The organism is Massilia sp. P1_C10 (genome assembly GCF_056406475.1).
In genome coordinates this window covers 54,859-79,565 of sequence record NZ_JBFUAC010000002.1, presented here as the reverse complement: position 1 = coordinate 79,565, position 24,707 = coordinate 54,859, and the positions used below count along the sequence as shown (strand labels likewise).

General features: G+C 67.1%; 24 protein-coding genes. 11 read left to right on the top strand and 13 right to left on the bottom strand.

The window, feature by feature from the left end:
• Positions 1-7: 7 nt before the first annotated feature.
• From AC1D02_RS04465 to AC1D02_RS04440, 6 genes are all read right to left on the bottom strand, one after another.
• Positions 8-394: a c-type cytochrome gene (locus AC1D02_RS04465; protein WP_477314145.1), complete on the bottom strand. Its 387-nt coding sequence runs from the start codon at positions 392-394 to the stop codon at positions 8-10.
• Positions 394-975, bottom strand: a complete 582-nt coding sequence (locus AC1D02_RS04460) for a ferritin-like domain-containing protein (RefSeq protein ID WP_477314143.1) — start codon at positions 973-975, stop codon at positions 394-396. The genes AC1D02_RS04465 and AC1D02_RS04460 overlap by 1 nt, the downstream gene beginning before the upstream one ends.
• A gap of 28 nt (positions 976-1,003) precedes the next feature.
• A complete protein-coding gene (locus AC1D02_RS04455; protein WP_477314141.1) occupies positions 1,004-1,681 on the bottom strand; it encodes an RNA polymerase sigma factor in 678 nt (225 codons plus the stop codon).
• Positions 1,682-1,785: 104 nt separating this feature from the next.
• Entirely contained in the window at positions 1,786-2,127 is a 342-nt protein-coding gene (locus AC1D02_RS04450) for a zinc ribbon domain-containing protein YjdM (protein WP_477314139.1), read from the bottom strand.
• Between the two features lie 50 nt (positions 2,128-2,177).
• A complete protein-coding gene (locus AC1D02_RS04445; RefSeq protein ID WP_477314137.1) occupies positions 2,178-2,699 on the bottom strand; it encodes a 4'-phosphopantetheinyl transferase superfamily protein in 522 nt (173 codons plus the stop codon).
• A gap of 8 nt (positions 2,700-2,707) precedes the next feature.
• Positions 2,708-6,724, bottom strand: a complete 4,017-nt coding sequence (locus AC1D02_RS04440; RefSeq protein WP_477314135.1) for a Pls/PosA family non-ribosomal peptide synthetase — start codon at positions 6,722-6,724, stop codon at positions 2,708-2,710.
• A gap of 165 nt (positions 6,725-6,889) precedes the next feature.
• Here AC1D02_RS04440 and AC1D02_RS04435 point away from each other — a divergent pair, with 165 nt between their 5' ends.
• The 6 genes from AC1D02_RS04435 to AC1D02_RS04410 all read left to right on the top strand — a co-directional run bounded on the left by AC1D02_RS04435 (position 6,890) and on the right by AC1D02_RS04410 (position 12,790).
• Positions 6,890-7,801, top strand: a complete 912-nt coding sequence (locus tag AC1D02_RS04435; RefSeq protein WP_477314133.1) for a tetratricopeptide repeat protein — start codon at positions 6,890-6,892, stop codon at positions 7,799-7,801.
• Between the two features lie 152 nt (positions 7,802-7,953).
• The gene (locus tag AC1D02_RS04430) at positions 7,954-9,360 is read left to right on the top strand and encodes a cytochrome ubiquinol oxidase subunit I (RefSeq protein ID WP_477314131.1); all 1,407 of its coding nucleotides are present in this window, start codon (positions 7,954-7,956) and stop codon (positions 9,358-9,360) included.
• A 2-nt stretch (positions 9,361-9,362) separates the two neighbouring features.
• Positions 9,363-10,370, top strand: coding sequence for a cytochrome d ubiquinol oxidase subunit II (cydB, locus tag AC1D02_RS04425; RefSeq protein WP_477314129.1), 1,008 nt, complete (start codon positions 9,363-9,365; stop codon positions 10,368-10,370).
• 8 nt (positions 10,371-10,378) lie between these two features.
• On the top strand, positions 10,379-10,501 hold the full coding sequence (locus AC1D02_RS04420; protein ID WP_477314127.1) for a DUF2474 domain-containing protein: 123 nt from the start codon (positions 10,379-10,381) through the stop codon (positions 10,499-10,501).
• Between the two features lie 89 nt (positions 10,502-10,590).
• Entirely contained in the window at positions 10,591-12,267 is a 1,677-nt protein-coding gene (locus tag AC1D02_RS04415; RefSeq protein ID WP_477314125.1) for an AMP-binding protein, read from the top strand.
• 28 nt (positions 12,268-12,295) lie between these two features.
• The gene (locus tag AC1D02_RS04410) at positions 12,296-12,790 is read left to right on the top strand and encodes an SET domain-containing protein (RefSeq protein WP_477314123.1); all 495 of its coding nucleotides are present in this window, start codon (positions 12,296-12,298) and stop codon (positions 12,788-12,790) included.
• A gap of 68 nt (positions 12,791-12,858) precedes the next feature.
• Here AC1D02_RS04410 and AC1D02_RS04405 read toward each other — a convergent pair whose 3' ends face one another.
• Positions 12,859-14,136, bottom strand: coding sequence for a dicarboxylate/amino acid:cation symporter (locus AC1D02_RS04405; protein WP_477314121.1), 1,278 nt, complete (start codon positions 14,134-14,136; stop codon positions 12,859-12,861).
• Positions 14,137-14,251: 115 nt separating this feature from the next.
• Between AC1D02_RS04405 and AC1D02_RS04400 the strand changes: the two genes are divergently transcribed.
• From AC1D02_RS04400 to AC1D02_RS04385, 4 genes are read left to right on the top strand one after another with little or no spacing between them, the layout of a single operon-like run.
• Positions 14,252-16,639, top strand: a complete 2,388-nt coding sequence (locus tag AC1D02_RS04400; protein WP_477314119.1) for a bifunctional salicylyl-CoA 5-hydroxylase/oxidoreductase — start codon at positions 14,252-14,254, stop codon at positions 16,637-16,639.
• 15 nt (positions 16,640-16,654) lie between these two features.
• Positions 16,655-17,509, top strand: coding sequence for an enoyl-CoA hydratase family protein (locus tag AC1D02_RS04395; protein ID WP_477314117.1), 855 nt, complete (start codon positions 16,655-16,657; stop codon positions 17,507-17,509).
• A 1-nt stretch (position 17,510) separates the two neighbouring features.
• Positions 17,511-18,665, top strand: a complete 1,155-nt coding sequence (locus AC1D02_RS04390) for an acyl-CoA dehydrogenase family protein (RefSeq protein WP_477314115.1) — start codon at positions 17,511-17,513, stop codon at positions 18,663-18,665.
• Between the two features lie 18 nt (positions 18,666-18,683).
• A complete protein-coding gene (locus tag AC1D02_RS04385) occupies positions 18,684-19,076 on the top strand; it encodes a RidA family protein (protein ID WP_477315351.1) in 393 nt (130 codons plus the stop codon).
• Positions 19,077-19,136: 60 nt separating this feature from the next.
• Here the strand turns inward: AC1D02_RS04385 and AC1D02_RS04380 are convergent, their stop codons facing one another.
• From AC1D02_RS04380 to AC1D02_RS04355, 6 genes are all read right to left on the bottom strand, one after another.
• Positions 19,137-20,480: an erythromycin esterase family protein gene (locus tag AC1D02_RS04380; protein WP_477314113.1), complete on the bottom strand. Its 1,344-nt coding sequence runs from the start codon at positions 20,478-20,480 to the stop codon at positions 19,137-19,139.
• A gap of 3 nt (positions 20,481-20,483) precedes the next feature.
• On the bottom strand, positions 20,484-21,149 hold the full coding sequence (locus tag AC1D02_RS04375; protein ID WP_477314111.1) for a phosphoribosyltransferase: 666 nt from the start codon (positions 21,147-21,149) through the stop codon (positions 20,484-20,486).
• Between the two features lie 82 nt (positions 21,150-21,231).
• On the bottom strand, positions 21,232-22,071 hold the full coding sequence (fghA, locus tag AC1D02_RS04370; protein WP_477314109.1) for an S-formylglutathione hydrolase: 840 nt from the start codon (positions 22,069-22,071) through the stop codon (positions 21,232-21,234).
• 79 nt (positions 22,072-22,150) lie between these two features.
• Positions 22,151-22,693, bottom strand: a complete 543-nt coding sequence (locus AC1D02_RS04365; protein ID WP_477314107.1) for a DUF1353 domain-containing protein — start codon at positions 22,691-22,693, stop codon at positions 22,151-22,153.
• A gap of 71 nt (positions 22,694-22,764) precedes the next feature.
• Positions 22,765-23,349, bottom strand: coding sequence for a chromate transporter (locus tag AC1D02_RS04360; RefSeq protein WP_477314105.1), 585 nt, complete (start codon positions 23,347-23,349; stop codon positions 22,765-22,767).
• The gene (locus tag AC1D02_RS04355) at positions 23,346-23,921 is read right to left on the bottom strand and encodes a chromate transporter (RefSeq protein ID WP_477314103.1); all 576 of its coding nucleotides are present in this window, start codon (positions 23,919-23,921) and stop codon (positions 23,346-23,348) included. Before AC1D02_RS04355 ends, AC1D02_RS04360 begins: the two co-directional genes overlap by 4 nt.
• 235 nt (positions 23,922-24,156) lie before the next feature.
• Between AC1D02_RS04355 and AC1D02_RS04350 the strand changes: the two genes are divergently transcribed.
• Complete coding sequence (locus AC1D02_RS04350; RefSeq protein WP_477314101.1) at positions 24,157-24,384, top strand: hypothetical protein; 228 nt, start codon at positions 24,157-24,159, stop codon at positions 24,382-24,384.
• Positions 24,385-24,707: the final 323 nt, after the last annotated feature.

Below are 24,707 nucleotides of genomic sequence, written 5' to 3'. Positions count from 1 at the left end.
CCCCGGCTTACTTTGCGGCTGCGCACTCGCTGCCGCCATTGGCCGCCTTGAGATAGGCGATCAGGGCCGCGCGCTCGGCTTTGTCGGGCACGCCGGCGTAGGTCATGCTGGTGCCCGGCACCGCTTTCGGCGGATTGGCCAGGAAGCGGTCCAGCGTCGCCGCATTCCACACGATCTGCGAGCGCTTCATCGCCGCCGAATAGTCGAACCCGGCCACGCTGCCGGCGCGCCGCCCGAACAGGCCGCAGTGGCGCGGCCCGGTGCGGTCGTACGCCAGTGCGTGGCAGGCCACGCAGCGCGCATACACCGATTCGCCCAGCTTGACGTCGGACGCCGCATGCAGCGGCGCCGCGAACGCAAGCCACGCGGCGGCGGCGGCGAGCGCGCGCATCATCACGACATGAAGGCCGACGGCACCGGCGCCTCGCCCAGCGCGTTGCGCAGCACGGCCCAGTGCATCGCTTCGTCGCCGAGGATGCTGGCGGCTGCCTTGGCCAGGTCGCGGTTGCCGAACAGCGGCACCGCGCCCAGGTAGGCGCTGACCGCACCTTTTTCCAGGCCGGCCGCAAAGCGCAGCACGTCGTTCTGGTTCTTCAGCGTCTCGGTCGGGAACTGGTACCTGGCCTTGGCCGATGCCGGCTTGCCGCCCAGTTTCATGATTGTCTTCGACAGCACTTCGGCGTGCTCCTTGTGGTGGCCCTGGAAGGTGACCGCCAGGTCGAGCACCGGCTTTTGCAGCAGGCCGCTTTCGGCGCCGAGCTGGTAGGCGGCGATCGCTTCGAGTTCGGCTCCCAGCGCCGTGTTGAGGATCTGGATGTCGGAGTGGGCGGCGTCACCGCCCTTGGCGGCGGCCAGCGCGTCCTGGCCGGCCATCAGCGCGACGGCGGCGCCGGACAGCAGCAGGCCGGATTTGCCGAGGAACATGCGGCGTGGATGGACTGCGTCTGGATCGTTCGGCTGGATCAGGAAGGACATGGCGGGTCTCCGGTGGTGGGTGGGCAAATCAGTTGTTATTGGTATCGAGCCGGGCCAGCACGCCGGCCACGATGCGGTCGCAGCGCGCGCCGTCGAACGAGAAGGCCTGTTCGAACGCGCGGTCGACGTCGTGCGCGAGGGCGGCGCGCAGCAGGGCGCGGGCGCGGAAGAAGCGGCTGCGCACGGTCGCTTCGGGGATGTCGAGGCAGGCGGCGACTTCTTCGCCGCTCATTTCTTCGAGCGCGCGCAGCACGAACACGGTGCGGAACTGGTCGGGCAGGGCGTCGATGGATTTTTCCAGCAGCGCGCGGGTTTCTGCGCGCAGCGCGCCGGTTTCTGGGGAGTCGTCCATGCTCGGCTCGGAAGGATAGTCGGCCGGCTCGGCGGCGGGATGCAGCGGCATGATGTCGGCGCGCCGCGCGCTCTTGCGGGTGCGGGCCAGCGCCTCGTTGATGACGATGCGGGTCAGCCAGGTGGACAGGCGGGCGTCGGCGCGGAACTGGCCGATCGAGCGCCAGGCCCGCAGGTAGGCGTCCTGCAGCGCGTCTTCGGCTTCGGCGTCGTAGCGCAGGATGCTGCGGGCCGTGCGGAACAGCAACTGGTTATGGCGGCGCATCAGCAGCACGAAGGCTTGCTGGTCCTGGGCCGCGACGCGCTGCGCCAGGTCGGCGTCGCTGCTGCGGTCGGGTAGTGGTGCGGCTTGCATACGGGTTCTCGGCTTTTTCGGTTATTTACACATTAGATGAACCGAATGTTCGCCGCGTTCCCGCTTTTTTGCCAGAACGAAGATTTATTTTTTGCGGGCGCTGCTTACACCTTCTTGACGAACTCCGTCTTCAGGCTCATCGCGCCGAAGCCGTCGATCTTGCAGTCGATGTCGTGGTCGCTGTCGACCAGGCGGATGTTCTTGACCTTGGTGCCCATCTTGACGGTGCCGCCGCCGCCCTTGAGCTTGAGGTCCTTGATGACGGTGACGGTGTCCCCGTCCTGCAGCACGTTGCCGGCCGAATCGCGATACACGCGCGGGCTGTCTTCGGCCGGCGCCGCGGCGCCGGCGCTCCACTCATGGCCGCATTCAGGACAGACCAGGTTCGCACCGTCCTCATACGTGAATTCGGAATTGCACTTGGGGCAGGGTGGCAGCGCGCTCATGGTATCGGTCCTTTTGAAAAGCGCGAAGTATACAGCGGTTTTCGAGGCAGTCAGGATGGCAGGGCCAGCGCGCCCGCGAATCCCGCTGGCAGGTCCAATTCGAACAGGCGGCAATCGGGCAGCGGCGACCATTCCGTCAGCGACTCGCCCAGCAGCTTGAATTTGGCTTCGCGCTCGGCCCACGCCTGCGCGAACGCGAGCGGGCGCGCCTCGGCGCCCAGCGCGGCCAGCTGCACCGCCACCGACATGCCCAGGTAGTCGTGCGCGACGCGCGCCCAGTCCGACGGCAGCTGCACCTTCATTACGTCCACGCCGACCGGGCCGTCGCGATGCAGCGCCGCCATCGAGATGCCGTCCTCGTGGCTGATCGAAAGGCCGATCGCGCTCGCGACGCCGTCGACCGTTACTGTCGGCGCGCTGCCTGGCGTCGATACCACTTCCACCGCGCCGCCCAGCACTTCGCACACGGCCTTGCGAATCGCTTCGCGCGCCTCGTCGCGCGGCCCGCCGGCGGTGGAGATGACGATCAGCCCGTGCTCCCACGTCGGCTGCGGCCCTGGCCACGCGTGCACGGCGAAGCTCATCGCGCCGGCCCCGCGGGACAGCCCGCCCAGCTGGTGCCGGCCGGGATATGCTCGCCCTTCATCACCAGCGTCAGCGCACCGAGGCGGGCGTTGTCGCCGACCCTGGCGCTGTACAGCACCGCGCTGCGCGGTCCCATGTAGACCTTGCTGCCGATGACGACGTGGTCGATCTTCATCACGCGGTCCTCGAACAGGTGGGTCTGCGGGCACGCCAGCGCATTCAGCTCGCTGTAGTCGCCGATCGTCACGCAATCGAATTCGGTGATGTCGGTGGTGTCGAGGTAGACGCCGCGGCCGATCCTGCTGCCCAAGGCGTTGAACGCCAGCGGCAGCCACGGCGTGCCGCGCAGGTAGCGCATGAAGTTGGGCACGGCGATGCCTTCGTACAGGTTGGTCACGCCTTCGGACAGCCAGACGAACGGCGTCCACATCGGCTCCGCGCGCTTGCGATAGCGTCCCAGCAGCAGCCACTTGAACGCCATGACGAACAGGTAGTTGCCGATGCCGTAGATCAGGCCCGCCAGCGCCAGGTCGATCACCACGGCGCCCCAGCGGCCGGCGCCGGCGATCGGCACCACGTCGAGCACCACCGTGTAGCCGACCGCGATCACCACCGCGTGCGGCGCGACGATGCGGAACGCTTCGACCAGGGTGCGGCCCAGCCGGCGCAGCGGCGACGGCCGGTACGTCAGCCACTCGGGATAGCCGCTCACTTCCTCGCGCGCCGGCAGGTGAATCGGCGGCGAGCCTAGCCAGGTGTCGCCACTCTTCATGCGCTCGTTGGCCGGCGCGTGGGTGTGCACGCCGACCAGCACGCGCTCGGGCAGCACCGTGCCGTCCGGGATGTAGCTGCCGTTGCCGACGAAGCTGCGGTCCGACACCACCGTCGGCTGCATGGTCATCCAGCCGCCGTCGATCTGTTCGTCGCCCAGCATCACGGCGTCGGCGATGAAGGTTTCGTCGCCCAGCGTGAGCATGTCCGGCACCACGCCGAGCGCGGTCGAGATCTCGGCGTCGCGCCCGACCTTCGCGCCCAGCAGGCGATACCAGAACGGTGCGAACACGGTCGCGTAAATCCCGTGCAGCACGTTCAGGCTCGATTCCTGGATGTGGCTGACCAGCCATTTCTGGCAATAGGTGTTGCTGTGGATGGCGGACCTGCCGGGCTTCAGGCGCGGCATGGCGCCCCAGCGAATGCCGGCCGATACCAGCGCGGTCAGCAGGATCAGCACCGCACTGGCGGGGAAGGCCAGCACGAAGTAGCGCGCCAGCTGCACGGTGACCTGGTCTCCGGACAGCCATGGCAGCAGCTCGCGCTCGTCGAACCAGTCGATCAGCACGAAACTCGGGAACACGGGCATGAAGAACAGCGTGGAGATCAGCAGCATGCCGAACACGAAGAATACGGCCTCGCCGGCGATGCGCAAGCGGGTGACGGCAGGCCGCGGCGGCACCTGCGATTCGAAGGCGCCGATGTCGCGCGCGGGCGAACCGCCCCAGACGCGGCCAGCTGGAACGCGCATGCCGTCGGCCAGCGCGGCCTGGCCTTCAAGGTGGCCGAGCGCGCCGATTTCGGTATTCCCTTCGAGGACGGCGTAGGAGGCGACGCAGGCGTCGTCGCCCACGGTGATCTGGCCGAGCAGCAGGCGGCCGCGCTCGACGCGGGCGTTCTCGAAGTTGACGGCGTTGCCGATGCTGACGTTGCTGCCGATATCGAGCAGGTCGGGCGAACGCAGGGTCATCGAGCCGATCACCACTTCGCGGCCGACCTTCGCGCCCAGCGCCCTCAGCCACCAGTTGTAGAGCGACGAGCCGCCAAGCAGGTAGGCCGGCGCCGATTCGACCAGGCGGTCGGCCAGCCACCAGCGGTAGTAGGTCAGGCCCCACAGGGGATACGAGCCGGCCTTCAGGCGCCCGGCCACCAGCCATTTGCCGCCGACGGCGAACACGAACTCCATCAGGGTCGCGAGCAGGAACACGGCAATCGAGGCGGCGATCGCGCGCGGCACCGAGTCGCCCGGCGAACCGGTGAAGTAGTGATAGGTGAAGAACGGCGCCAGCCATTGCGCCATGCGCAGCGTGACCAGGAAGGGGACCGCCGCGGCCTGGGCGACCCCGCAGCGCCAGCGCGCCAGCGCCGACGGCGGCGTCCAGTCGGCCTGCGCGGCGGCGGCGTCGGGCGCATCGGCCAGCGCGGCGGCGATCTTGCCGATCTCGCGGTTGTGATAGATGTCGCGCACCGTCACGTGGGCAAAGGCCGGATCGGCGCGCAGGGCCGAAGCCAGGCGCGCGGCGAAGAAGGAGTGGCCGCCAAGGTCGGTGAAGAAGTCGGCGTGGCGCCGGATCGGCTGGCCGGGAAACAGCTTGGCCAGCTCGCGGAACAGCGCGGTCTCGGCTGGCGTTTCGGGCAGGTCGGACTCGCCCGCGGCGCCGGCCGGCGGCGCCGACAGCGGCATCGCCTTCAGCGCCTTGCGGTCGATTTTGCCGGAGGTCAGGCGCGGCATCACGGACAGCATCTCATAGCGGCCCGGCACCATGTAGGGCGGCAGGTGCTCGGTCAGCGCGTGGCGCAGGGCGGAGCCGTCCGGATCGCAGCCGCTTGACGCCACGATGTAGGCCACCAGCTGGTCGATGCCGTCGTCCTTGCGCAGCAGGACCGCGACCGTGCCGACTCCTGGCTGCTGCGCGAGCACCGTCTCGATCTCGCCCAGCTCGACGCGGAAGCCGCGGATCTTGACCTGGTCGTCGGTGCGGCCCAGGCACTGGACTTCGCCGTCGGCGTCGATGCGCGCCAGGTCGCCGGTACGGTACAGGCGCGCGTCGTGCAGGCCGGTGGACCAGGGATTGGCGATGAATTTTTCGGCCGTCAGGTCGGGGCGGCCAAGGTAGCCGGCCGCCAGGCCGATGCCGGTGATGCACAACTCGCCCATCTCGCCGCGCGGCAGCAGCGTGAGGATCGGGCCTTCGGTGCCGATCACCAGCAGGCCGTAGTTCGGCAGCGGCGTGCCGATCGTGATCGGGCGCCCGGGCGCCAGGCGCGCCAGGCTGGCCGACACCGTCGCCTCGGTCGGGCCGTAGGTGTTGAACATCTGGCGGCCCGGGCGCGACCAGCGCTCGACCACCGATTCCGGGCACATCTCGCCGCCCAGGTTAATCAGGCGCAGGGTCTCGACTTCCTCGGCGAACAGCGCGAGCAGGGTCGGCACCGCGTGCAGCACGGTGACGTGGTTCGCCGCCAGCATGCGCGGCAGCGTTTCCGGGTCGCCCGAGATTTCCTTGGGTCCGACCCAGAGCGTGGCGCCGACCAGGTAGGCGATCCAGATCTCCTCGAACGACATGTCGAAGGCGACCGAGAAGCCCTGGTAGACGCGGTCGTCCGCGCGGATCCCCAGCACCAGGTTTTCACTGCGCAGGAAGTGGCAGATGCTGCGCTGGCTGATCAGGATGCCTTTCGGCTTGCCGGTCGAGCCGGAGGTGTAGATCACGTAGGCCGGCGCGTCGGGCGACACCGGGCCGCGGCGGCGCGGGCTTTGGCCGGCGCCGAGCGGCTCGAGCAGCGCCTCGTGGGTCCAGACCGGGCGCGCCACGCCGTCCAGTTGGGGCGCGAACAGCTCGCAGCTGACCACGCCGATCGCCGCGGCGTCGTCCAGGCACACCTGCAGGCGTTCGACCGGGGTGTCCTGGTCGACCGGCAGCCAGGCAGCGCCGGTCTTGGCGATCGCCAGCTGCATGACCAGCAGTTCGATCCCGCGCGGCAGCCACAGGCCGACGATGGATCCGGCCGCGACGCCGGCGTCGAGCAGGCGCGAGGCGGCCAGCGTGGCCAGGTCATCGAGTTCGGCGTAGCTGATCTCGCGCTGTTCGTAGATCAGCGCGATCTGGCCGGGCGTGCGCCGGGCGCTCGCTTCGAACAGGTCGGCGAGGATTTCTTCTTTGAGCAGGGAAGGGTCGGCCTGGCCGTACAGGACATCCGGGCTGATACTGGTGGCGTGGGACTGTGCGAGATCGTTCATTCAACGTGGTTCTGGGCTGGACGCGGCGGATGCGGCGCCAGCCTCCACCTTACAGGAATTTTTGCTGATCCATGGTTCCTTAACCTACTCTTAATGTTGGGGTGCACGTCTTGACAATTCGGGCCTGCCCCCCGATATTCGACTCACTTGATAAAGGAGATCCACATGTCCATTCGATCATTCGGCGCGATAGCGGTATTGGCGGCGGCCGCCTGGTGTGCGGCGCCGGCGGCGTGGGCGCAGGAGCCCACCATGAATCAGGTTCACGAGGCGGCTGCGGCGGGCAAGTTCATCGAGGCGCAGGCCATGATGGACAAGGTGCTGGCGGCCCACCCGAACAGCGCCAAGGCGCATTTCATCGAGGCGGAGCTGCTGGCCAAGCAGGGCAAGTTCGAGCGCGCCCGCACCGAGCTGGCGACGGCCGAGCGGCTGGCGCCGGGGTTGCCGTTCGCCAAGCCGGCGGCGGTGGAAAAGCTGCGGTCGGTGGTGGCGCAGGCCAAGGCGAGCCCCGCGCCCGCGGCGGCGGCGCCGGTGCAGTCGCGCCTGTCCCCGCCCGACCTGAGTTATGAGCGGCAGGCGCCGGCTGGCGGAGGCATTCCCTGGGGCATGATCGCGCTGGTCGGCGGACTGGTGGCGCTGGCCGTCATGTTTTTCCGCAGAAAGTCCGCGGCGCAGGCGGCACAGGGAAGGTATTCGCCGACGGCGGGTCCGGCCGGCGCGCCGGGCATGGGGGCGCAGTATCCGCAGTATGCCAATCCGGGGCAGGCGCCATTCGGTGCCGGACCGGCTCCCGGCGGCGGCATTGGTTCGGGGATCATGGGCGGCCTGGCGACCGGCGCGGCGCTCGGTGCGGGCATGGTGGCGGGGCAGGCGCTGGCCCATCAGTTCACCGACGGCAATCGCTCGAACCACGATTCGAATGCGAACAACCTGACCTCGTCGAATCCGGAGCAGTTCACGCCGATGGAGACGCCGCCATCGAATTACGACATGGGCGGGGACGATTTCGGGGTGTCCGATCCAGGCAGCTGGGACAGCGGCGGCGGGGACTCCGGCGGCGGCAGCGACTGGGATTGAGCCTGGCGTACCAGCGCAGGCTGGTGCCTATCCGCTGATTCAGTATAGGTACCAGCCTTCGCCGGTACGACAATCGCGGCGCTCAGGGTTTGGCGAAGATGGTAGATTACTGGTGAGTTCCGCATCCCCGCGGGACGCACCGGAGTTGCGCGATGCTTGGTCTTACGGCCCTTGAACTGGCGCGGATCCAGTTCGCCTTCACCATGTCGTTCCACATCCTGTTCCCGGCCATTACCATCGGCCTGGCGAGCTACCTGGCGGTGCTCGAACTGTGCTGGCTGCGCACCCGGCGCCAGGTCTACGTCGACCTGTACCAGTTCTGGCTCAAAATCTTCGCCGTCAACTTCGGCATGGGCGTCGTCTCCGGCCTGGTGATGGCCTATCAGTTCGGCACCAACTGGAGCTTCTTTTCCGAATTCGCCGGCAGCATCACCGGGCCGCTGCTGGCCTACGAGGTGCTGACCGCGTTCTTTCTCGAGGCCGGCTTCCTCGGCGTGATGCTGTTCGGCTGGACGCGGGTCGGCCCTGGCCTGCATTTCTTCGCCACCTGCATGGTCGCGGCCGGCACGCTGATCTCCGCCACCTGGATCCTGGCCTCGAACAGCTGGATGCAGACGCCGCAGGGCCACGTCATCGCCAATGGCGTGGTGGTGCCGGTCGACTGGCTGGCCGTTATCTTCAATCCGTCCTTCCCCTACCGCCTGCTGCACATGTGCGTGGCGGCCTTCCTGTGCACCGCGCTGTTCGTCGGCTCCTCGGGCGCCTGGCACTTGCTGCGGTCCAACAACTCGCCGGCCGTGCGCAAGATGCTGTCGATGGCGATGTGGATGATCGTCATCGTCGCGCCGATCCAGGCGGTGATCGGCGACTTCCACGGCATCAACACGCTGAAGCACCAGCCGGCCAAGATCGCCGCGATGGAGGGACATTGGGAAAACCGCGGGGACGAGGGACTGCCGCTGATTCTGTTCGGCCTGCCCGACATGCAGGCCGAGACGACCCGTTACGCCGTCGAGGTGCCGCACCTGGGCAGCCTGATCCTGACGCATTCGTGGAACGGCCAGATCAAGGGCCTGAAGGAATTCGCGCCGCGGGACCGGCCGAATTCGGCGATCGTGTTCTGGTCGTTCCGCATCATGGTCGGGCTGGGCGTGGCGATGATCGCGCTCGGGCTTTGGGGGCTGTGGAACCGGCGCGGCGGCGCCATCTTCACTGCGCGGCCGTTCCTGCACGCCGCGCTGTGGATGGGGCCGAGCGGGCTGGTCGCGCTGCTGGCTGGCTGGATCACGACCGAAGTGGGGCGCCAGCCGTGGGTGGTGTACGGGCTGATGCGCACCAGCCAGGCGGTGTCGCCGCATGGCGCGGCACCGCTGGCGCTCACCCTGGGCCTGTTCATCGTCGTGTACTTCTCCGTGTTCGGCGTCGGCATCGCCTACGTGTTCAGGCTGGTAAGAAAAGGGCCGCAGCACTTCGACGCCAGCCGGCCGGCCGAATCCGGCGCGGCCACGGCGAGCCGGCCGCTGTCGGCCGCCAATGAACAGTTGCCCCTGGGGAGATGACGATGGGATTCGACCTGGCGGTGGTGTGGGCCATCATCATTTTCTTCGGCGTGTTCATGTATGTGGTGATGGATGGCTTCGACCTGGGCATCGGCATGCTGTTCCCGTTCTTTCCGGAGCGCATGGACCGCGACGTGATGATGAACACCGTCGCGCCCGTTTGGGACGGCAATGAGACCTGGCTGGTGCTGGGCGGCGCCGGCATGCTGGCGGCGTTCCCGCTGGCGTACTCGATCATCCTCAGCGGGCTGTTCCTGCCACTGACCTTCATGCTGCTCGGTCTCATCTTCCGCGGCGTCGCCTTCGAGTTCCGCTTCAAGGCGCGCGACCATGAGCGGCACATCTGGGACAAGGCCTTCATCGGCGGCTCCGTGGCGGCGGCGTTCTTCCAGGGCGTGACCCTGGGCGCCTTCCTGCAGGGCATTCCGGTGCACGGGCGCACGTATGCGGGCGGGCCGTTCGACTGGGTGGCGGCGTTCCCGCTGCTGAGCGGGGTGGGCGTGATGATCGCTTACACGCTGCTCGGCAGCACCTGGCTGATCATGAAGACCGACGGCGCGCTGCAGCAGCGCATGATCCGCGTGGCGCGGCCATTCGCGCTGATGCTGCTGGGCGCCATCGGCGTGGTCAGCGTATGGACGCCGCTGACGCAGCCGCTGGTGGCGGCGCGCTGGTTCAGCTTCCCCAATATCGTGCTGTTCGCGCCGGTGCCGCTGCTGGTGGCAGGCTGCGTGTTCTGGCTGCTGAAATCGCTCAAGGGCGATCCTTACCTGGGTCCGTTCCTCGCGGCGCTGGGGCTGATCTTCCTCGGCTACACCGGCATGGCGATCAGCATCTGGCCGAACATCGTGCCCCCTGCGGTATCGATCTGGGCCGCCTCGGCGCCGCCGCAGAGCCAGGGCTTCGCGCTGGTCGGCACGCTGGTCATCCTGCCGTTCATCCTTGGCTACACGGTGTGGTCGTATTACGTCTTCCGCGGCAAGGTGCGCGCGGGCGAGGGCTACCATTGAAAGCGCGCATGTGGCTGCGGCGCGTGGGCTGGCTGGTCGCGATATGGGCTGCCAGTGTGCTGGCGCTAGGCCTGGCCGCCGGGTTGATGCGCTTGATCATGCGGCTTGCAGGCATGCACACCTGGGTCTGACCCCAAGGGTCAGACCCTTTAAGACCGGCACGCGGCGCCGCTCCATGTCACAATGCCTGTTCGTCATGATTCGCACAGGAGGCTGGCCGATGACCCCTTACCAACGCTTTGTCGAAGCACGCGATTTCCTGCAGCAGCACCGCACCGATTACGAGCACGCCTACCACGGCTACATCGCACCGGCGCTCAACGAGTTCAATTGGGCGCTCGATTACTTCGACGTCCAGGCCCGGGGCAACGATACGCCGGCATTGCGCGTGGTCGGCGACGATGGCGCCGACCAGTCGATCAGCTACGCCGAGATGGCGGCGCGCTCGAACCGCGTCGCCAACTGGCTGCGCGCCCAGGGCGTCGGTCGCGGCGACCGGGTGCTGCTGATGCTGCCGAACCGCGTCGAGCTGTGGGAGATCATGCTGGCCGGGATCAAGCTCGGCGCCGTGATGGTCCCCACCAGCATGCTGGCGATGCCGGCCGACCTGGCCGACCGCATGCAGCGCGGCGCCATTCGCCACGTCATCGCGCAGGCGTCCGAGGCCCCCAAGTTCGCGGCGATGCCCGGCGACTTCACCCGCATCGCCGTCGGGGGCGCGGCCGATGGCTGGCGCGACTTCTCGGAAAGCGCGGCCGCCGTCGCCGCCTTCACGCCCGAAGGCGTGACGATGGCCCACGATCCGGTGCTGCTGTATTTCACCTCCGGCACCACCGCCCAGCCCAAACTGGTGCTGCACAGTCACGAGAGCTATCCGGTCGGCCACCTGAGCACGATGTATTGGATCGGCCTGCAAGCGGGCGACGTGCACTGGAATATCAGCTCGCCCGGCTGGGCCAAGCACGCGTGGAGCTGCTTCTTCGCGCCGTGGAACGCCGGCGCCACCGTGTTCGTCTTCAACTACGAGCGCTTCAGCGCCAGGGCGACGCTGGACGTGATCGGGCGCTGCGGCGTGACCTCGCTGTGCGCGCCGCCGACCGTGTGGCGCATGCTGATCCAGGAAGACCTGACGCAGTGGAAGCTGCCGCTGCGCGAACTGGTGGGCGCGGGCGAGCCGCTCAATCCGGAAGTGATCGAGCAGGTCGAGAAGGCCTGGGGCATCCGCATTCGCGACGGCTTCGGCCAGTCCGAGACCACCGCGCAGATCGGCAATACGCCGGGCCAGCTGATCAAGCCCGGCTCGATGGGGCGGCCGCTGCCCGGGTATCACGTCGAACTGCTCGACATCGACGACCATCCGTCCGACGAGGGCGAGATCGCCGTCAAGCTCAAGCCCGACCTGGTCGGCCTGATGCTCGGCTACGAAGGCGAGCACGCCAAGACTGCCGAAGTGATGCGCGCCGGGTACTATCACACCGGCGACACCGCCACGCGCGACAACGACGGCTATTATTTCTACGTCGGCCGCAACGACGACGTGTTCAAGTCGTCCGATTACCGCATCAGCCCCTTCGAACTGGAGAGCGTGCTGGTCGAGCACGACCTGGTGCTGGAGGCGGCCATCGTGCCCAGTCCCGACCCATTGCGGCTGTCGGTGCCGAAGGCCTTCATCACGCTGATCGCGGGGATCGAACCGAGCAACGCGGTGGCGCAGGACATCTTTGCATTCGCGCGCGCGCGGCTGGCGCCGTACAAGCGGATCCGCCGTATCGAATTTCGCGAACTGCCGAAGACCATCTCCGGTAAAATCAGGCGCGTCGAGCTGCGCAAGGAAGAAATCGCGCGCGGCGATGCAGGGCAGGGCGCCGGCGAATTCCGCGAAGACGACGCCACCTGAATTTTTTTAGTCCATCATTGTTAGCGACATGAGCAAACTATCTACCCGCAGCAAATCCTATGAAGTCAGGCGTTCGCCGGTGCACGGCAACGGCGTATTCGCCACCCGCGCCATCGAGGCCGGCGAGCGCATCATCGAGTACAAGGGCGAGCATATCGACTGGCCGGAAGCGCTGCGGCGCACCGCGGAGAAGGACGGCCCGGTCAACCACACCTTCTTCTTCACGCTCGACGACGGCAACGTGATCGATGGCGGCGCCAAGGGCAACGACGCGCGCTGGATCAACCATGCCTGCGAACCGAATTGCGAAGCGTACGAGGACGACGGCCGGGTGTACATACACGCGCTGATGCACATCGACGCGGGCGAAGAGCTGAACTACAACTACGCGCTGGTGTACGACGAACGGCACACGGCGAAGGTCAAGGCCCAGTTCAAGTGCCTGTGCGGCACGCCGGGCTGCCTGGGCACGATGCTGGCGCCGAAAAAGCGCAAGTCGCGCGCGAAAACCGCCTCAACTTGAATTTACGCTGCGGCGCGCAGTACGGGGTCAGGTCCGCCGGACCTGACCCCAGAGGTTAGGCCGCGGCTCTAAATCTTGCCGCGACCCCGGTAAGTCGCTTCGTCCAGTTCTCCTTCCATGCGCGCTACGGTCGTCGTCACTGCCAGGTTCGCGCTGGCGCTGGCCACCGTGCGCGTCATGTCCAGCAGCCGGTCGAACGGCAGTACGAAGCCCACCACCAGCGCGGTCTGCTCGACGCCGACACCCACCGCCGCAAGCACGGCGGCCAGCATGAACAATGACGCCGACGGCACCGGCGCCGTGCCGAATGCGGCCAGCGTCGCCGTCAACAGCACGATGAAGTAGGCGCCCGGCGCCAGGTCGATGCCCAACGCCTGCAGGCTGAAGAGGCTAAGCAGCCCGACATACATCGCCGTGCCGTCCTTGCCGATCGCCGCTCCCAGCGGCAGCACGGTCATGAACACCGGCTTCTTGACACCCAGGTTGTCGCCGGCCACGCGCATCGCCACCGGCAGCGTGGCCGAACTGGAGGCGGTGGAAAACGCCACCATCAATGCATCCACGATACCGCGGAAGAAAGGCAGCACCGGCAGGCGCGCCACCAGCCGGATCAACGCACCGTGCACCAGCAGCACCTGCAGCGCCGAACCGATCACCACGCACAAGGCCAGCCAGCCGACGTTGACGAACACCGCGGTGCCGTTTGCCGCCACCGAATTGGCGATCAGCGCGAATACGCCGAACGGGGTCACTTCCATCACGATGGTCACGATACGCAGCATGACCGCCGACGCGGACTGGAAGAAGCTGGACAACGGGCGCCCCGCCTCGCCGGAAGTGATCGTGCCCACGCCAAGGAGGATCGCGACGAAAATAATCGCGAGCATGTCGCCCTTGGAAAGCGCCTCGAAGATATTCAGCGGCACGATGCCGATCAACTGCTCGCCGACGGTCTTGGTGGCGCCAAGCGCCTTGGGCACCGCGCCGGCAATCTTCGCGCCGACGCCCGGATGCAGCAGCGTCGCCACCGCCATGCCGATCGACACCGCGATCACAGTCGTGCACAGGAACAGGCCGATGGTGCGGCCGCCGAGCGAGCCAAGACGCTTCGGGTCGCCCAGCGAGGTCACGCCGGCGGTAATCGTCACGAACACGATCGGCGCGACCAGCATCTTGATCAGGCGGACGAACAGGTCGCCGAGGAAGGCGACCTGCGGCGCCGCCGCCGGCCACGCCAGGCCGACGATCACGCCGAGCACCAGGCCGGCCATCACGCGCTGCCACAAGGGAATCGCGAACCAGCCGCGCGGAGTGGAGGTGAGGGCGGGGGTCTGGGCGTCGTGCATGATGGTCGGAGCAGGTGGTTTCGGTGCGCCATCCTACCGCAATATGGCGCCCTTTTTTCGGTTGCGGCGGCAAATTGCTTTATACTTAAAGTATTATCAGGCCCATGGAGCGGGAATGAAGATTGTTTGCGTGGGAGGCGGCCCGGCGGGCCTGTATTTCAGCCTGCTGATGAAGCAGCAGGACCCGTCGCACGAAGTCACCGTGGTCGAGCGCAACCGCCAGGACGACACCTTCGGCTGGGGCGTGGTGTTTTCCGACCAGACGCTGGGCAACTTGGCCGCCGCCGATGAGCCGACCGCGCGCGCCATCCTGCAGTCTTTCAATCACTGGGACGACATCGACGTCCATTTCAAGGGCCGCACCATCACGTCCGGCGGCCACGGTTTCTGCGGCATCGGCCGCATTCGGCTGCTCGGCATCCTGCAGCAGCGCTGCCTGGAACTGGGCGTGAAGATGGTGTTCGGCCTGGAGGTCGCCGACGACCAGGCGCTCGCCGCGCAGTACGGCGCCGACCTGGTCGTCGCCTGCGATGGCCTCAACAGCCGTATCCGCAACCGCTACGCGGACACCTTCCAGCCCGAGATCGACCAGCGCCAGTGCCGCTTCGTCTGGCTCGGCACGCACCAGAAATTCGACGCCTTCACCTTCGCGTTCGAAGAGACTGCGCATGGCTGGTTCCAGGCGCACGCCTACCAGTACGATGAAAACACCTCGACCTTTATCGTCGAGACGCCGGAAGAAGTTTGGCGCGCCTGCGGCCTGGACGAAATGAGCCAGCAGGACGCCATCGCGTTCTGCCAGCGCCTGTTCGCCAAGTACCTGGGCGGCCACGACTTGATGAGCAACGCTTCGCACCTGCGCGGTTCGGCGATGTGGATCCGCTTCCCGAAGATCGCCTGCCGCAAGTGGGTGCACTGGAACGAGATCGACGGGCGCCGCGTGCCGGTGGTGCTGATGGGCGACGCCGCCCACAGCGCGCACTTCTCGATAGGCTCGGGCACCAAGCTGGCGCTGGAGGACGCGATTGAACTCGCGCGCAGCTTTGCGAAGGGCGGCAGCGTCGATGAAGTGCTGGCGTCCTACCAGGAGGCGCGCTCGATCGAGGTGCTCAAGCTGCAAAGCGCGGCGCGCAATTCGATGGAGTGGTTCGAGAACGTCAGCCGCTACACGGCGATGGAGGCCGAGCAGTTCGCCTACTCGATGCTGACGCGCAGCCAGCGCCTGTCGCACGAGAACCTGCGCCTGCGCGATCCAGCCTACGTCGAGCAGTTCGAGCGGTGGATTGCGCAGCGCGCCTTCGACCAGGCAGGGCTCGCGAAACGCGCCGCCGCCAAGCCGATGCCGCCGATGCTCACGCCGTTCAGGGTGCGCGGCACGGTGCTGAAGAACCGCATCGTGGTCTCGCCGATGGCGCAGTACTCGGCGCTGGACGGCGTGGCCGGCGACTATCACCTGATGCACCTCGGAGCGCGCGCGATGGGCGGCGCCGGCCTGGTATGCGCCGAGATGACCTGCGTGTCGGCCGACGCGCGCATCACGCCGGGCTGTCCGGGCATGTACGAGCCGCGGCACACGGAGGCGTGGCGCCGCATCGTCAACTTCGTGCATGCCAACAGCGACGCGAAGATCGCAATCCAGCTGGGGCATGCGGGCGCCAAGGGTTCGACCCGGCGGGCGTGGGATGGGGCCGACCTGCCGCTGGACGAGGGCAACTGGCCGCTGGTCTCGGCCTCGCCGCAGCAGTACCTGGCCGGCGTGTCGCAGGTGGCCCGGGAGGCCAGCCTCGACGACCTGCGCCGCATCCGCGACGACTTCGTGCGCGCCACGAAAATGGCCGCCGATGCCGGTTTCGACTGGCTGGAGCTGCACTGCGCCCACGGCTACCTGCTGTCGTCGTTCATCTCGCCGCTGACCAATCAGCGCAGCGACGAATATGGCGGCTCGCTGGAGAACCGCTGCCGCTTTCCGCTCGAAGTGTTCGCTGCTATCCGCGCCGCCTGGCCGGAAGACAAGCCAATCAGCGTGCGCGTGTCGGCGCACGATTGGGTCGAGGGCGGCATCGTTCCCGGCGACGCGGTCGAGGTGGCGCGGATGTTCAAGGCGGCAGGCGCCGACATGATCGACTGTTCTTCGGGCCAGGTCAGCAAGCTGGAAAAGCCGGTATATGGCCGCATGTTCCAGGCGCCGTTCTCGGACCGCATCCGCAACGAGGCGGGGATACCGACCATCGCCGTGGGCGCCATCTACGAGGCGGATCACGCCAACAGCATCATCGCGTCGGGCCGCGCCGACCTGTGCGCGGTGGCGCGCCCGCACCTGATCAATCCCGCGTGGACACTGACCGAGGCGGCGAAAATCGGCTACACGGCGCTGCCATGGCCGAAGCAGTACTACGCGGCCAAGGTGCAGCTGGAACGCAATCTCGAACGCGAACGCCAGCTTGCCGCCGCCAACAGCGGATTGACGCCGCAGCAAATCGCAGCCCGGCTGCTCGAAGGCTAACAGGAGAAACACACGATGCGACATTTGACGGGCGAAGCCCACCAGCTGCCGGGCCAGCGCTCCACCCTGGCCGGATACGCCGCGCGCCACTTCCGGTTCGAGGTCGCGCAGGCCGTGGCGACCATCACGCTCGACCGGCCAGAGCGCAAGAATCCGCTGACCTTCGATTCGTACACCGAGCTGCGCGACCTGTTCCGCAAGCTGGCCGAGGCCGACGACGTCAAGGCGGTGGTGATCACCGGCGCCGGCGAGAACTTCTGCTCCGGCGGCGACGTGCACGAGATCATCGGCCCGCTGACCAAACTCGACATGCCCGGCCTGCTGGCGTTCACGCGCCTTACCGGTGACCTGGTGAAGGCGATGCGCGCCTGCCCGCAGCCGATCGTCGCCGCGATCGACGGCGTCTGCGCCGGCGCCGGCGCGATGCTGGCGCTGGCTTCCGACCTGCGCTACGGCACCGCGCGCAGCAAGACCGCGTTCCTGTTCACGCGCGTCGGCCTGGCCGGCTGCGACATGGGTGCCTGCGCCTTGCTGCCGCGCGTGATCGGCCAGGGCCGCGCCGCCGACCTGCTTTACAGCGGCCGCAGCCTGGGCGGTGAAGAAGCCGAACGCTGGGGCTTCTTCAACCGCCTGTGCGAGCCGGGCGACGTGCTGGCGCAGGCGCAGGCTTTTGCCGCTTCGCTGGCGCAAGGGCCGACCTTCGCGCACGGCATGACCAAGAAGATGATGCAGCAGGAGTGGAACATGGGCGTCGACGAGGCGATCGAAGCGGAGGCGCAGGCGCAGGCGATCTGCATGGCCACCAACGACTTCCACCGCGCTTATCACGCCTTCGCGGCGAAACAGAAACCGCAATTCGAAGGCGACTGATATGGCGGACACCAAATACCTGGACTGGCCGTTTTTCGAGCCGCGCCACAAAGAACTGGCGCAGTCGCTCGAGGCATGGGCGGCAGAACACATTCATGACGACCACGGCGCAGACGTCGACGGCGCCTGCCGCACGCTGGTGGCGCAGCTTGGGGCGGCCGGCTGGCTGAGTCACGCGGTCGGCGAGAAGATCGACACGCGCGCCATTTGCCTGATCCGCGAAACGCTGGCGCGCCATTCCGGCCTTGCCGATTTCGCGTTTGCGATGCAGGGTCTGGGCAGCGGCGCGATCTCCCTGTTCGGCAGCGAAGCGCACCGCGCCAGCTACCTGCCGAAAGTGGCGCGCGGCGAGGCGATCGCGGCGTTCGCGCTGTCCGAGCCGGAGGCCGGCTCCGACGTCGCGGCGATGCAGTGCGCGGCACGGCTCGACGGCGCCCACTATGTGCTCGATGGCGAAAAGACGTGGATCTCGAACGGCGGCATCGCGGACTTCTACGTGGTGTTCGCGCGCACCGGCGAATCGCCGGGTTCGCGCGGCATCTCGGCCTTCATCGTCGACGCCGATGCGCCGGGCTTCGAGATCGCCGAGCGGATCGAAGTGATCGCGCCGCATCCGCTGGCGCGCCTGCGCTTTACCGGGTGCCGGGTGCCCGCGGCGAACATGCTGGGCGCTGCGGGACAGGGCTTCAAAGTGGCGATGGCCACGCTGGACGTGTTCCGCACGTCGGTGGCGGCGGCGTCGCTGGGATTTGCGCGGAGGGCGATGGACGAAGCGCTGGCGCGGGCGGCTTCGCGCAAGATGTTCGGCAAGACGCTGGCCGACTTCCAGCTGACGCAGGCCAAGCTGGCGCAGATGGCGACCGGGATCGACGCCGCGGCCTTGCTTACCTACCGCGCCGCCTGGCAGCGCGACCAGGGACAGCGCGTCACCCGCGAAGCGGCGATGGCCAAACTGACCGCAACCGAAACTGCGCAGCAGGTGATCGACGCGGCGCTTCAGATGTTCGGCGGCCTTGGCGTCGTCAGCGGTCAGCCGGTCGAGAAACTGTATCGCGAAATTCGCGCGCTGCGCATCTACGAGGGCGCCACCGAGGTGCAGCAGTTGATCATCGCGCGCGAACTGCTGGCTGATGTCGGCGTGAAGCCGCAGGGCTGACATATATAAAGGAAGATGATGGAATTCTTGCATCCACCGGGCTGGCCGCGCGCCAAGGGCTATTCGAACGGCGTGGCCGCGACGGGGCGCACCATCTGCGTCAGCGGCATGATCGGCTGGGATGCCGACGGCGTGTTTCAGACCGACGACTTTGCCGGGCAGGTGCGGCAGGCGCTGGAGAACGTTGTGGCGGTGCTGGCCGAAGGCGGGGCGCGGCCCGAGCACATCGTGCGGATGACCTGGTACATCGTCGACAAGAAGGAGTACCTGGACGCCGCGCGCGAAATTGGCGCCGCCTATCGGGAGCTGATCGGCAAGCATTACCCCGCGATGAGCGCGGTGCAGGTGGCCGCACTGATCGAGGATCGCGCGCGCGTTGAAATCGAAGTGACCGCCATCGTCCCGGAGTAGCCCGCGGCGCTGACAAAAGGGGGCAGGTCCGGCGGACGTGACCCCGGGTCGCCGGCGCGTCTACAATCCGGCTGGGTAGGTCTCGGGCGCCTCGCCGGTGTCCCAGTGACTGGTAGGCTCCAGCGGCTGCACCGCGTCGGTGCTGTCGAAGTGGATCATCGCATCGAACTGCTGCGGCAAATCGGCCATGAAGTAGTGGCTCTGGCGTTCGGTGCGCGGCAGGTACAGCACGCCGATCGCGCGCTCCAGCCGGTGCTCGCTCAATGCTTCGCGCACCGCGCCGTCTCCCCGCATCGGCAGCACGAAGTTGCCGATGCCGGTCTGGTGGAACACATCCTCGTAGCTGCCCGGCAGCGCCGGCCTCACCTGCTTGCGCTCGGCCGGCCCGTCCCAGTCGGAGGCCGCCGTCACCCAGCCGTCGTAGGTCGAGAAGCCGACCAGGAAGGCGTCGGCGCCGTAGCGCTTGCGCGACAGCTCGCCCACGTTCCATTCGCCCTGCCTGCCGATTTCGGTTGCGCGCGCGTCGCCAACGTGCGAGTTGTGCTCCCACACGACGATGCGCGGCGCCGCGCCGCGCGTTTCGCCCAGGTGCACCGACAGCGCGTCGAGCGTTTCGGACATGTGCTTGTCGCGCAGGTTCCATGACGAGATCCGGCCGCGGAACATGGTGCGGTAATACTCCTCGGCGTTCTTGACCAGCCGCGCGTTCTGCTGCGCGTAGAAGAAGGCGTCGCTGGCGGCGATGCCGTCCTGGCGCATGTAGTCGGCGGCGCGCTGCTGCAGCTCGTGCAGCTGGGCGATGACTTCGTGCTGGCACGACTCGGAGTGGCCGATGCCGGCGGCGTAGGCGTACTGCTGGCTGTCGTCGCCGTAGTGGTCGAAGCAGCCGTAGCGCTGGCGCGCTTCGCCGGCGGCGTCGGGATCGACGTCGTCGAGGTAGCGCAGCACTTCGGACATCGAGGTAAACAGGCTGTAGAGATCGAGACCGTAGAAGCCGACCCGCGCGCTCGGCGCCTGGCGGTCGTTGTAGCCGCGCAGCCAGTCGACGAAGTTGACCACCTCGGCGTTGCGCCACATCCAGCTGGGGAAGCGCTGGAAGCCGGCCAGCGCGCTTTTGGCATCGTGGTCGTCGCCTTCGCCGCGCACGTAGCGGTTGACGCGGTAGGCGTCGGGCCAGTCGGCTTCGACGGCGACCGCGGTGAAGCCTTTTTCGGCGATCAGCCGCTGCGTGATGCGCGCGCGCTCTTCGTAGAATTCGTGGGTGCCGTGGGTCGCTTCGCCGAGCAGCACGTAGTGGGCGTCGCCGATCATGTCGAGCAGGCCGTCGTAGTCGGCCGGGGCGCCGCGGATGTGCTGCGCGGCGGCGCCGATCGCGGCGTTCAGTTGGGATTGGGCGAGACTCATGGCTCAACGATCCTTTTCAGAGTGCCACGCCTGCGCGAGCAGGTCCTGCACCTCGGCGTCGCTGGTCTGGTCGAAGTGGCGGTACCACTGGCTGACCGCGTGGAAGCCGAAAGGCGTGGCGAGGCAGACCATCTCGTCGACCTCGGCCTCGAGTGCGTCCACGCTGTCCGGGGCGCCGACCGGAGCGGCGACGACCAGCCGCGCCGGCTTGCTCTTCCTGACCACTTCGACCGCCGCACGCAAGGTGGCGCCGGTGGCGATGCCGTCGTCGATGATGATGACCGTGCGGCCTTCGATGCGGGGCGGCGGGCGGCCGGCGCGGTACAGCCGGTCGCGGCGCGCGATTTCCGCCGTTTCGCGCTCGCTCGCTTCCTCGATCGCTTCCCTGGTCACCAAGCCCGATTCGACCAGGCCGGACTGGATCACGCGCACGCCGCCGGCGCCGATCGCGCCCATCGCGTATTCCTCATGGCCCGGCATGCCGAGTTTGCGCACCAGCATCACGTCGAACTCGACGCCGAGTTCCTTCGCGACCGCGAAGCCGACCGGCACGCCGCCGCGCGGCAGCGCCAGGATCAGCACGTCGGGCCGGCCGGCGTACTCGGACAGGCGCTCGGCCAGCAGCTTGCCGGCGTGCGCACGGTCCTTGAATCGATCTGGAATTGTCATGCGAACGCCCATCCACGAACAGCATCCATGGATTCTTTATATGTCAGGCGCAGGACGATTTCAAGCGCGCGCGGCGCCGGCCCTAGCCGAGGTTTTCGCGGTGGAAGCGCAGGTGGTCTTCCATGAAGGTGGAGATGAAGTAATAGCCGTGGTCGTAGGCGGCGTGGCGGCGCAGTTCGAGGCGCTGGCCGGCCTGCGCGCAGGCGCTTTCGAACACCTCGGGCCGCAGCTGGGTGCGCAGGAATTTGTCGCCCAGGCCCTGGTCGATCAGGATGCCGTTGGGGAAGGGCGCCTGCATCTTGCGCATCAGCTCGCTCGCGTCGTAACGCTGCCAGGCGGCATGGTCGGCGCCGAGGTAGCCGGTGAAGGCTTTCTCGCCCCACGGACACAGCGATGGCGCGGCGATCGGCGCGAACGCCGACACCGAGCGGAACAGCTCGGGATTGCGCAGCGCCATCACCAGCGCGCCGTGGCCGCCCATCGAGTGGCCGAAGATGCCGACCCGCGCATCGTCGACCGGCAATTCGTCGACCACCAGCTGGCGCAGCTCGAGCAGGTAGCTGTACATGCGGTAGTGGCGGCTCCACGGCTCGGTGGTGGCGTCGAGGTAGAAACCGGCGCCGGCCCCGAAGTCCCAGTCGTCGGTTTCGCCGGGAACATTGGCGCCGCGCGGGCTGGTGTCGGGCGCGATTAGGATCATGCCCTCGCGCGCGGCGTAGCGCTGGGCGCCGGCCTTGGTCATGAAGGTCTCTTCGTTGCAGGTCAGGCCGGCCAGGTAGAACATTGCCGGCAGGCGCGCGCCCGCGGCAGCGCGCGGCAAGAATACCGAGAAACGCATCGGCAGGCCGATGGCCTTGGAATCGTGCTGGTAAAAGCGTTGCAGCCCGCCGAAGCAGGCATGTTCACTAATGAGTTCTGGCATACGGTGGTCCGGATCGGGTTAACTGCCGCAGTATGCCTTGCCGCGCGGATTATTGCCAACGCGCGCAGGACAGCGGCTTCTAGTGCCCGAGATGCTCGCTGACGACGGCCCGGATGGTGGCGAAGTCATCGCCGGTCGTGCGCAGCGCGCTCGCCAGCAAGGTGAATTTGGCGCGGATTTCGAGTTCGGTCGGCCCGTGCTGTCCCGGCAGCCCGGGCGCCATCCCGATCCAGTCGTCTGCGTGGATGCCGAACAGCGTCGCCCAGCTGCCGATGCGCACGCCGGCGTACAGCAGTTTGCACTCCAGGGCGGTGCAGCCGCCCGCCATGCAGGCGAGAAAGAACATGCTGTCGGCATCGTCGCGCACCATGCCGGGCGTGCGCAGCGCGACGTCGTGGATGATCGCGGCGCGCCGGTAGCGGCCGGTGAACGGGCTGCCCACCGACGACCACAGCGTGCGGGGAATCGTGGCGCCATTGGTGACCACGCCTTTCGGCGCCTCCCAGCGTCGGCCCTGCGGATCGATGTACCAGAATGTCTCGAGCAGGCGCATGTCGCGGTCTTCGCCGTTTTCGCTCAGCCATTCCGTTTTCGGGTTGCCCGAGAAACTGCCGTTTTCCATGATGGATCACCTCCGCCTTGCCATTTCAGCACGACGGCAGCGAGGGCGCGCTGGGCTGGCGCAAGAACGGATCAGACCAGCTGCAGCGCGCCGACCAGGGCGCCGAATCCCAGCACCCACAGCAAATGGATTTTCGTGCGCCAGATCACCAGCCCGCTGGCCAGCGCGAGCGTCCACAGCGGCCAGTCGTGGCGCGCGTCGCCGCCTGCGGCGCCGAGGATGAAGCTGGTCGACACGAGCAGCGCGATGACGATCGGCGCCATGCCCTGCTTGAACGCCCGCACCGCGCGCAGTTCGCGGTTGCGGTGGCCCCACTGGGCCGCCACATAGGTCAGCACGGTCGACGGAATCATGATCCCGAACATGGTCACCATCACGCCCAGCACGGCCGCGGCCATGCTGCCGGCATTCAGGCCGACGTTCCAGCCCATCAGCGCGACGAACAGCACGTTCGGCCCCGGCGCGGCCTGCGCCAGCGCGATCGATTCGTTAAATTGCGCCTGGGTCAGCCAGTGATGCTGTTCGACCAGGTAGCGGTGCATTTCCGGCGTGGTGGAGATGGCGCCGCCGACCGACATCAGCGACAGCATCAGGTAGTGGGAAAACAGGTCGAACCAGTCGGCCCAGCCGAGCACCAGGTGGATTGGCGGGCTCATGCGCTCAGCCTGCGGTAGGTCAGCACGCAGCCGAGGCCGCCCAGGCCGATCAGCACGTAGCTGAGGTGGAACTTCAGCAGCGCGACCATGACGAAGCCGGCGATGGCGATGGCGACGCACCAGGCCAGCGGCATCGGATTGCGCGCCAGCGCCACCGACAGCTTCAGTCCGGCCGCGCCGATCAGGCCGGCGGAGACGGCGGCCATGCCGCGCAGCGCGCCGGCAACGTGGGGATTATCGGCGAACTGGGCGTGCACCAGGGCCAGCAGCAGGATCAGCACCAGCGGCACCGCCAGCATGCCGGCCAGCGCGGCCATCGCGCCGGGAAGCCCGAAGTAGCGTCCGCCGATCATCATCGACAGGTTCACCACGTTGGGGCCGGGCATGATTTGCGCGACCGCCCAGTCCTCGATGAATTCGTCCTGCGTCAGCCATTGCTTGCGGTCGACCAGCTCGCGCTGCACCACAGCGAGCACGCCGCCGAAGCCTTGCAGGGCCAGTAGAGTGAACGAAACGAACAGGTCGGTGAGCGATTGCGGACAGGGCCGCGGGGCAGGGGGCGCAGTGGTCATGCTGCCATTATCGCGTGCGCCGGCTTCGGTTGTCCATGCGGAAAGTACGTAGTTCCGGGGCATATCGTGCCGGACGACACGCGCCGCAAACGCGTGGTAGTGTGCACCTGTTCGCCGATTTTGAACGCTGGAATTTGCAATTTCGATGGGAAACTGACATTGACTTTGCATAGCGTTCGCGGATACTCCTTCTAGGCAACAAGGCGCCACGTTTCACTTTCTGTAAGGAATCGCCATGAATCCTCTCCCGAACGGTCCGGCCGGCAATCTCGCTCTCGCAGAGCCGAACTATGAACGGCGCGATTCGCGCTGCCGCGACATCGTCGACCATGCGATCGCTGTCCAGGAAACCCGCAACACCATGTCCGCCGTCGAATATCTGAAATCCCACGACATCGCCCCCCACGTGATCGAACGTGTCCTGCTCGATCCTGAACGCCGCCGCACCAATTCTGCACACTAATTTCTCCCGAACCGCATGAGCAGGCGGCGCAGCAGCGCCGAACGTGGCTTTTCGCGTCGATCAATATAAAAATGATATCGAAATCCGACCTGTTCAAGGCCTCGGACATTCCAGGTTATGCACAAAAAATTCCTACAAGAATTATCCAGAAATTTTTTTTGGACTTCAGCATTGACTTTGCAAGCCGTTGATTTTGCAGGCAATTTTTATTGCCTTCTGAACGGGCATTTTGTTGAAAGGCCCGTCTTTCAAGGCTTGCAGGGTGTCAAGCGGCGCTTATCCACAAAGTTATGCACAACGATTGTGGATATGTAAAAAAGTGC

Coding starts and splice junctions, on each gene's coding strand:
- AC1D02_RS04455 (WP_477314141.1), bottom strand. CDS start 1,681: ATGCAAGCCGCACCACTACCCGACCGCAGCAGCGACGCCGACCTGGCG.
- fghA (WP_477314109.1), bottom strand. CDS start 22,071: ATGCCAGAACTCATTAGTGAACATGCCTGCTTCGGCGGGCTGCAACGC.
- AC1D02_RS04390 (WP_477314115.1), top strand. CDS start 17,511: ATGGCGGACACCAAATACCTGGACTGGCCGTTTTTCGAGCCGCGCCAC.
- AC1D02_RS04350 (WP_477314101.1), top strand. CDS start 24,157: ATGAATCCTCTCCCGAACGGTCCGGCCGGCAATCTCGCTCTCGCAGAG.
- AC1D02_RS04435 (WP_477314133.1), top strand. CDS start 6,890: ATGTCCATTCGATCATTCGGCGCGATAGCGGTATTGGCGGCGGCCGCC.
- AC1D02_RS04450 (WP_477314139.1), bottom strand. CDS start 2,127: ATGAGCGCGCTGCCACCCTGCCCCAAGTGCAATTCCGAATTCACGTAT.
- cydB (WP_477314129.1), top strand. CDS start 9,363: ATGGGATTCGACCTGGCGGTGGTGTGGGCCATCATCATTTTCTTCGGC.
- AC1D02_RS04410 (WP_477314123.1), top strand. CDS start 12,296: ATGAGCAAACTATCTACCCGCAGCAAATCCTATGAAGTCAGGCGTTCG.
- AC1D02_RS04405 (WP_477314121.1), bottom strand. CDS start 14,136: ATGCACGACGCCCAGACCCCCGCCCTCACCTCCACTCCGCGCGGCTGG.
- AC1D02_RS04365 (WP_477314107.1), bottom strand. CDS start 22,693: ATGGAAAACGGCAGTTTCTCGGGCAACCCGAAAACGGAATGGCTGAGC.
- AC1D02_RS04460 (WP_477314143.1), bottom strand. CDS start 975: ATGTCCTTCCTGATCCAGCCGAACGATCCAGACGCAGTCCATCCACGC.
- AC1D02_RS04430 (WP_477314131.1), top strand. CDS start 7,954: ATGCTTGGTCTTACGGCCCTTGAACTGGCGCGGATCCAGTTCGCCTTC.
- AC1D02_RS04440 (WP_477314135.1), bottom strand. CDS start 6,724: ATGAACGATCTCGCACAGTCCCACGCCACCAGTATCAGCCCGGATGTC.
- AC1D02_RS04360 (WP_477314105.1), bottom strand. CDS start 23,349: ATGAGCCCGCCAATCCACCTGGTGCTCGGCTGGGCCGACTGGTTCGAC.
- AC1D02_RS04465 (WP_477314145.1), bottom strand. CDS start 394: ATGATGCGCGCGCTCGCCGCCGCCGCCGCGTGGCTTGCGTTCGCGGCG.
- AC1D02_RS04395 (WP_477314117.1), top strand. CDS start 16,655: ATGCGACATTTGACGGGCGAAGCCCACCAGCTGCCGGGCCAGCGCTCC.
- AC1D02_RS04385 (WP_477315351.1), top strand. CDS start 18,684: ATGGAATTCTTGCATCCACCGGGCTGGCCGCGCGCCAAGGGCTATTCG.
- AC1D02_RS04355 (WP_477314103.1), bottom strand. CDS start 23,921: ATGACCACTGCGCCCCCTGCCCCGCGGCCCTGTCCGCAATCGCTCACC.
- AC1D02_RS04415 (WP_477314125.1), top strand. CDS start 10,591: ATGACCCCTTACCAACGCTTTGTCGAAGCACGCGATTTCCTGCAGCAG.
- AC1D02_RS04400 (WP_477314119.1), top strand. CDS start 14,252: ATGAAGATTGTTTGCGTGGGAGGCGGCCCGGCGGGCCTGTATTTCAGC.
- AC1D02_RS04420 (WP_477314127.1), top strand. CDS start 10,379: ATGTGGCTGCGGCGCGTGGGCTGGCTGGTCGCGATATGGGCTGCCAGT.
- AC1D02_RS04375 (WP_477314111.1), bottom strand. CDS start 21,149: ATGACAATTCCAGATCGATTCAAGGACCGTGCGCACGCCGGCAAGCTG.
- AC1D02_RS04380 (WP_477314113.1), bottom strand. CDS start 20,480: ATGAGTCTCGCCCAATCCCAACTGAACGCCGCGATCGGCGCCGCCGCG.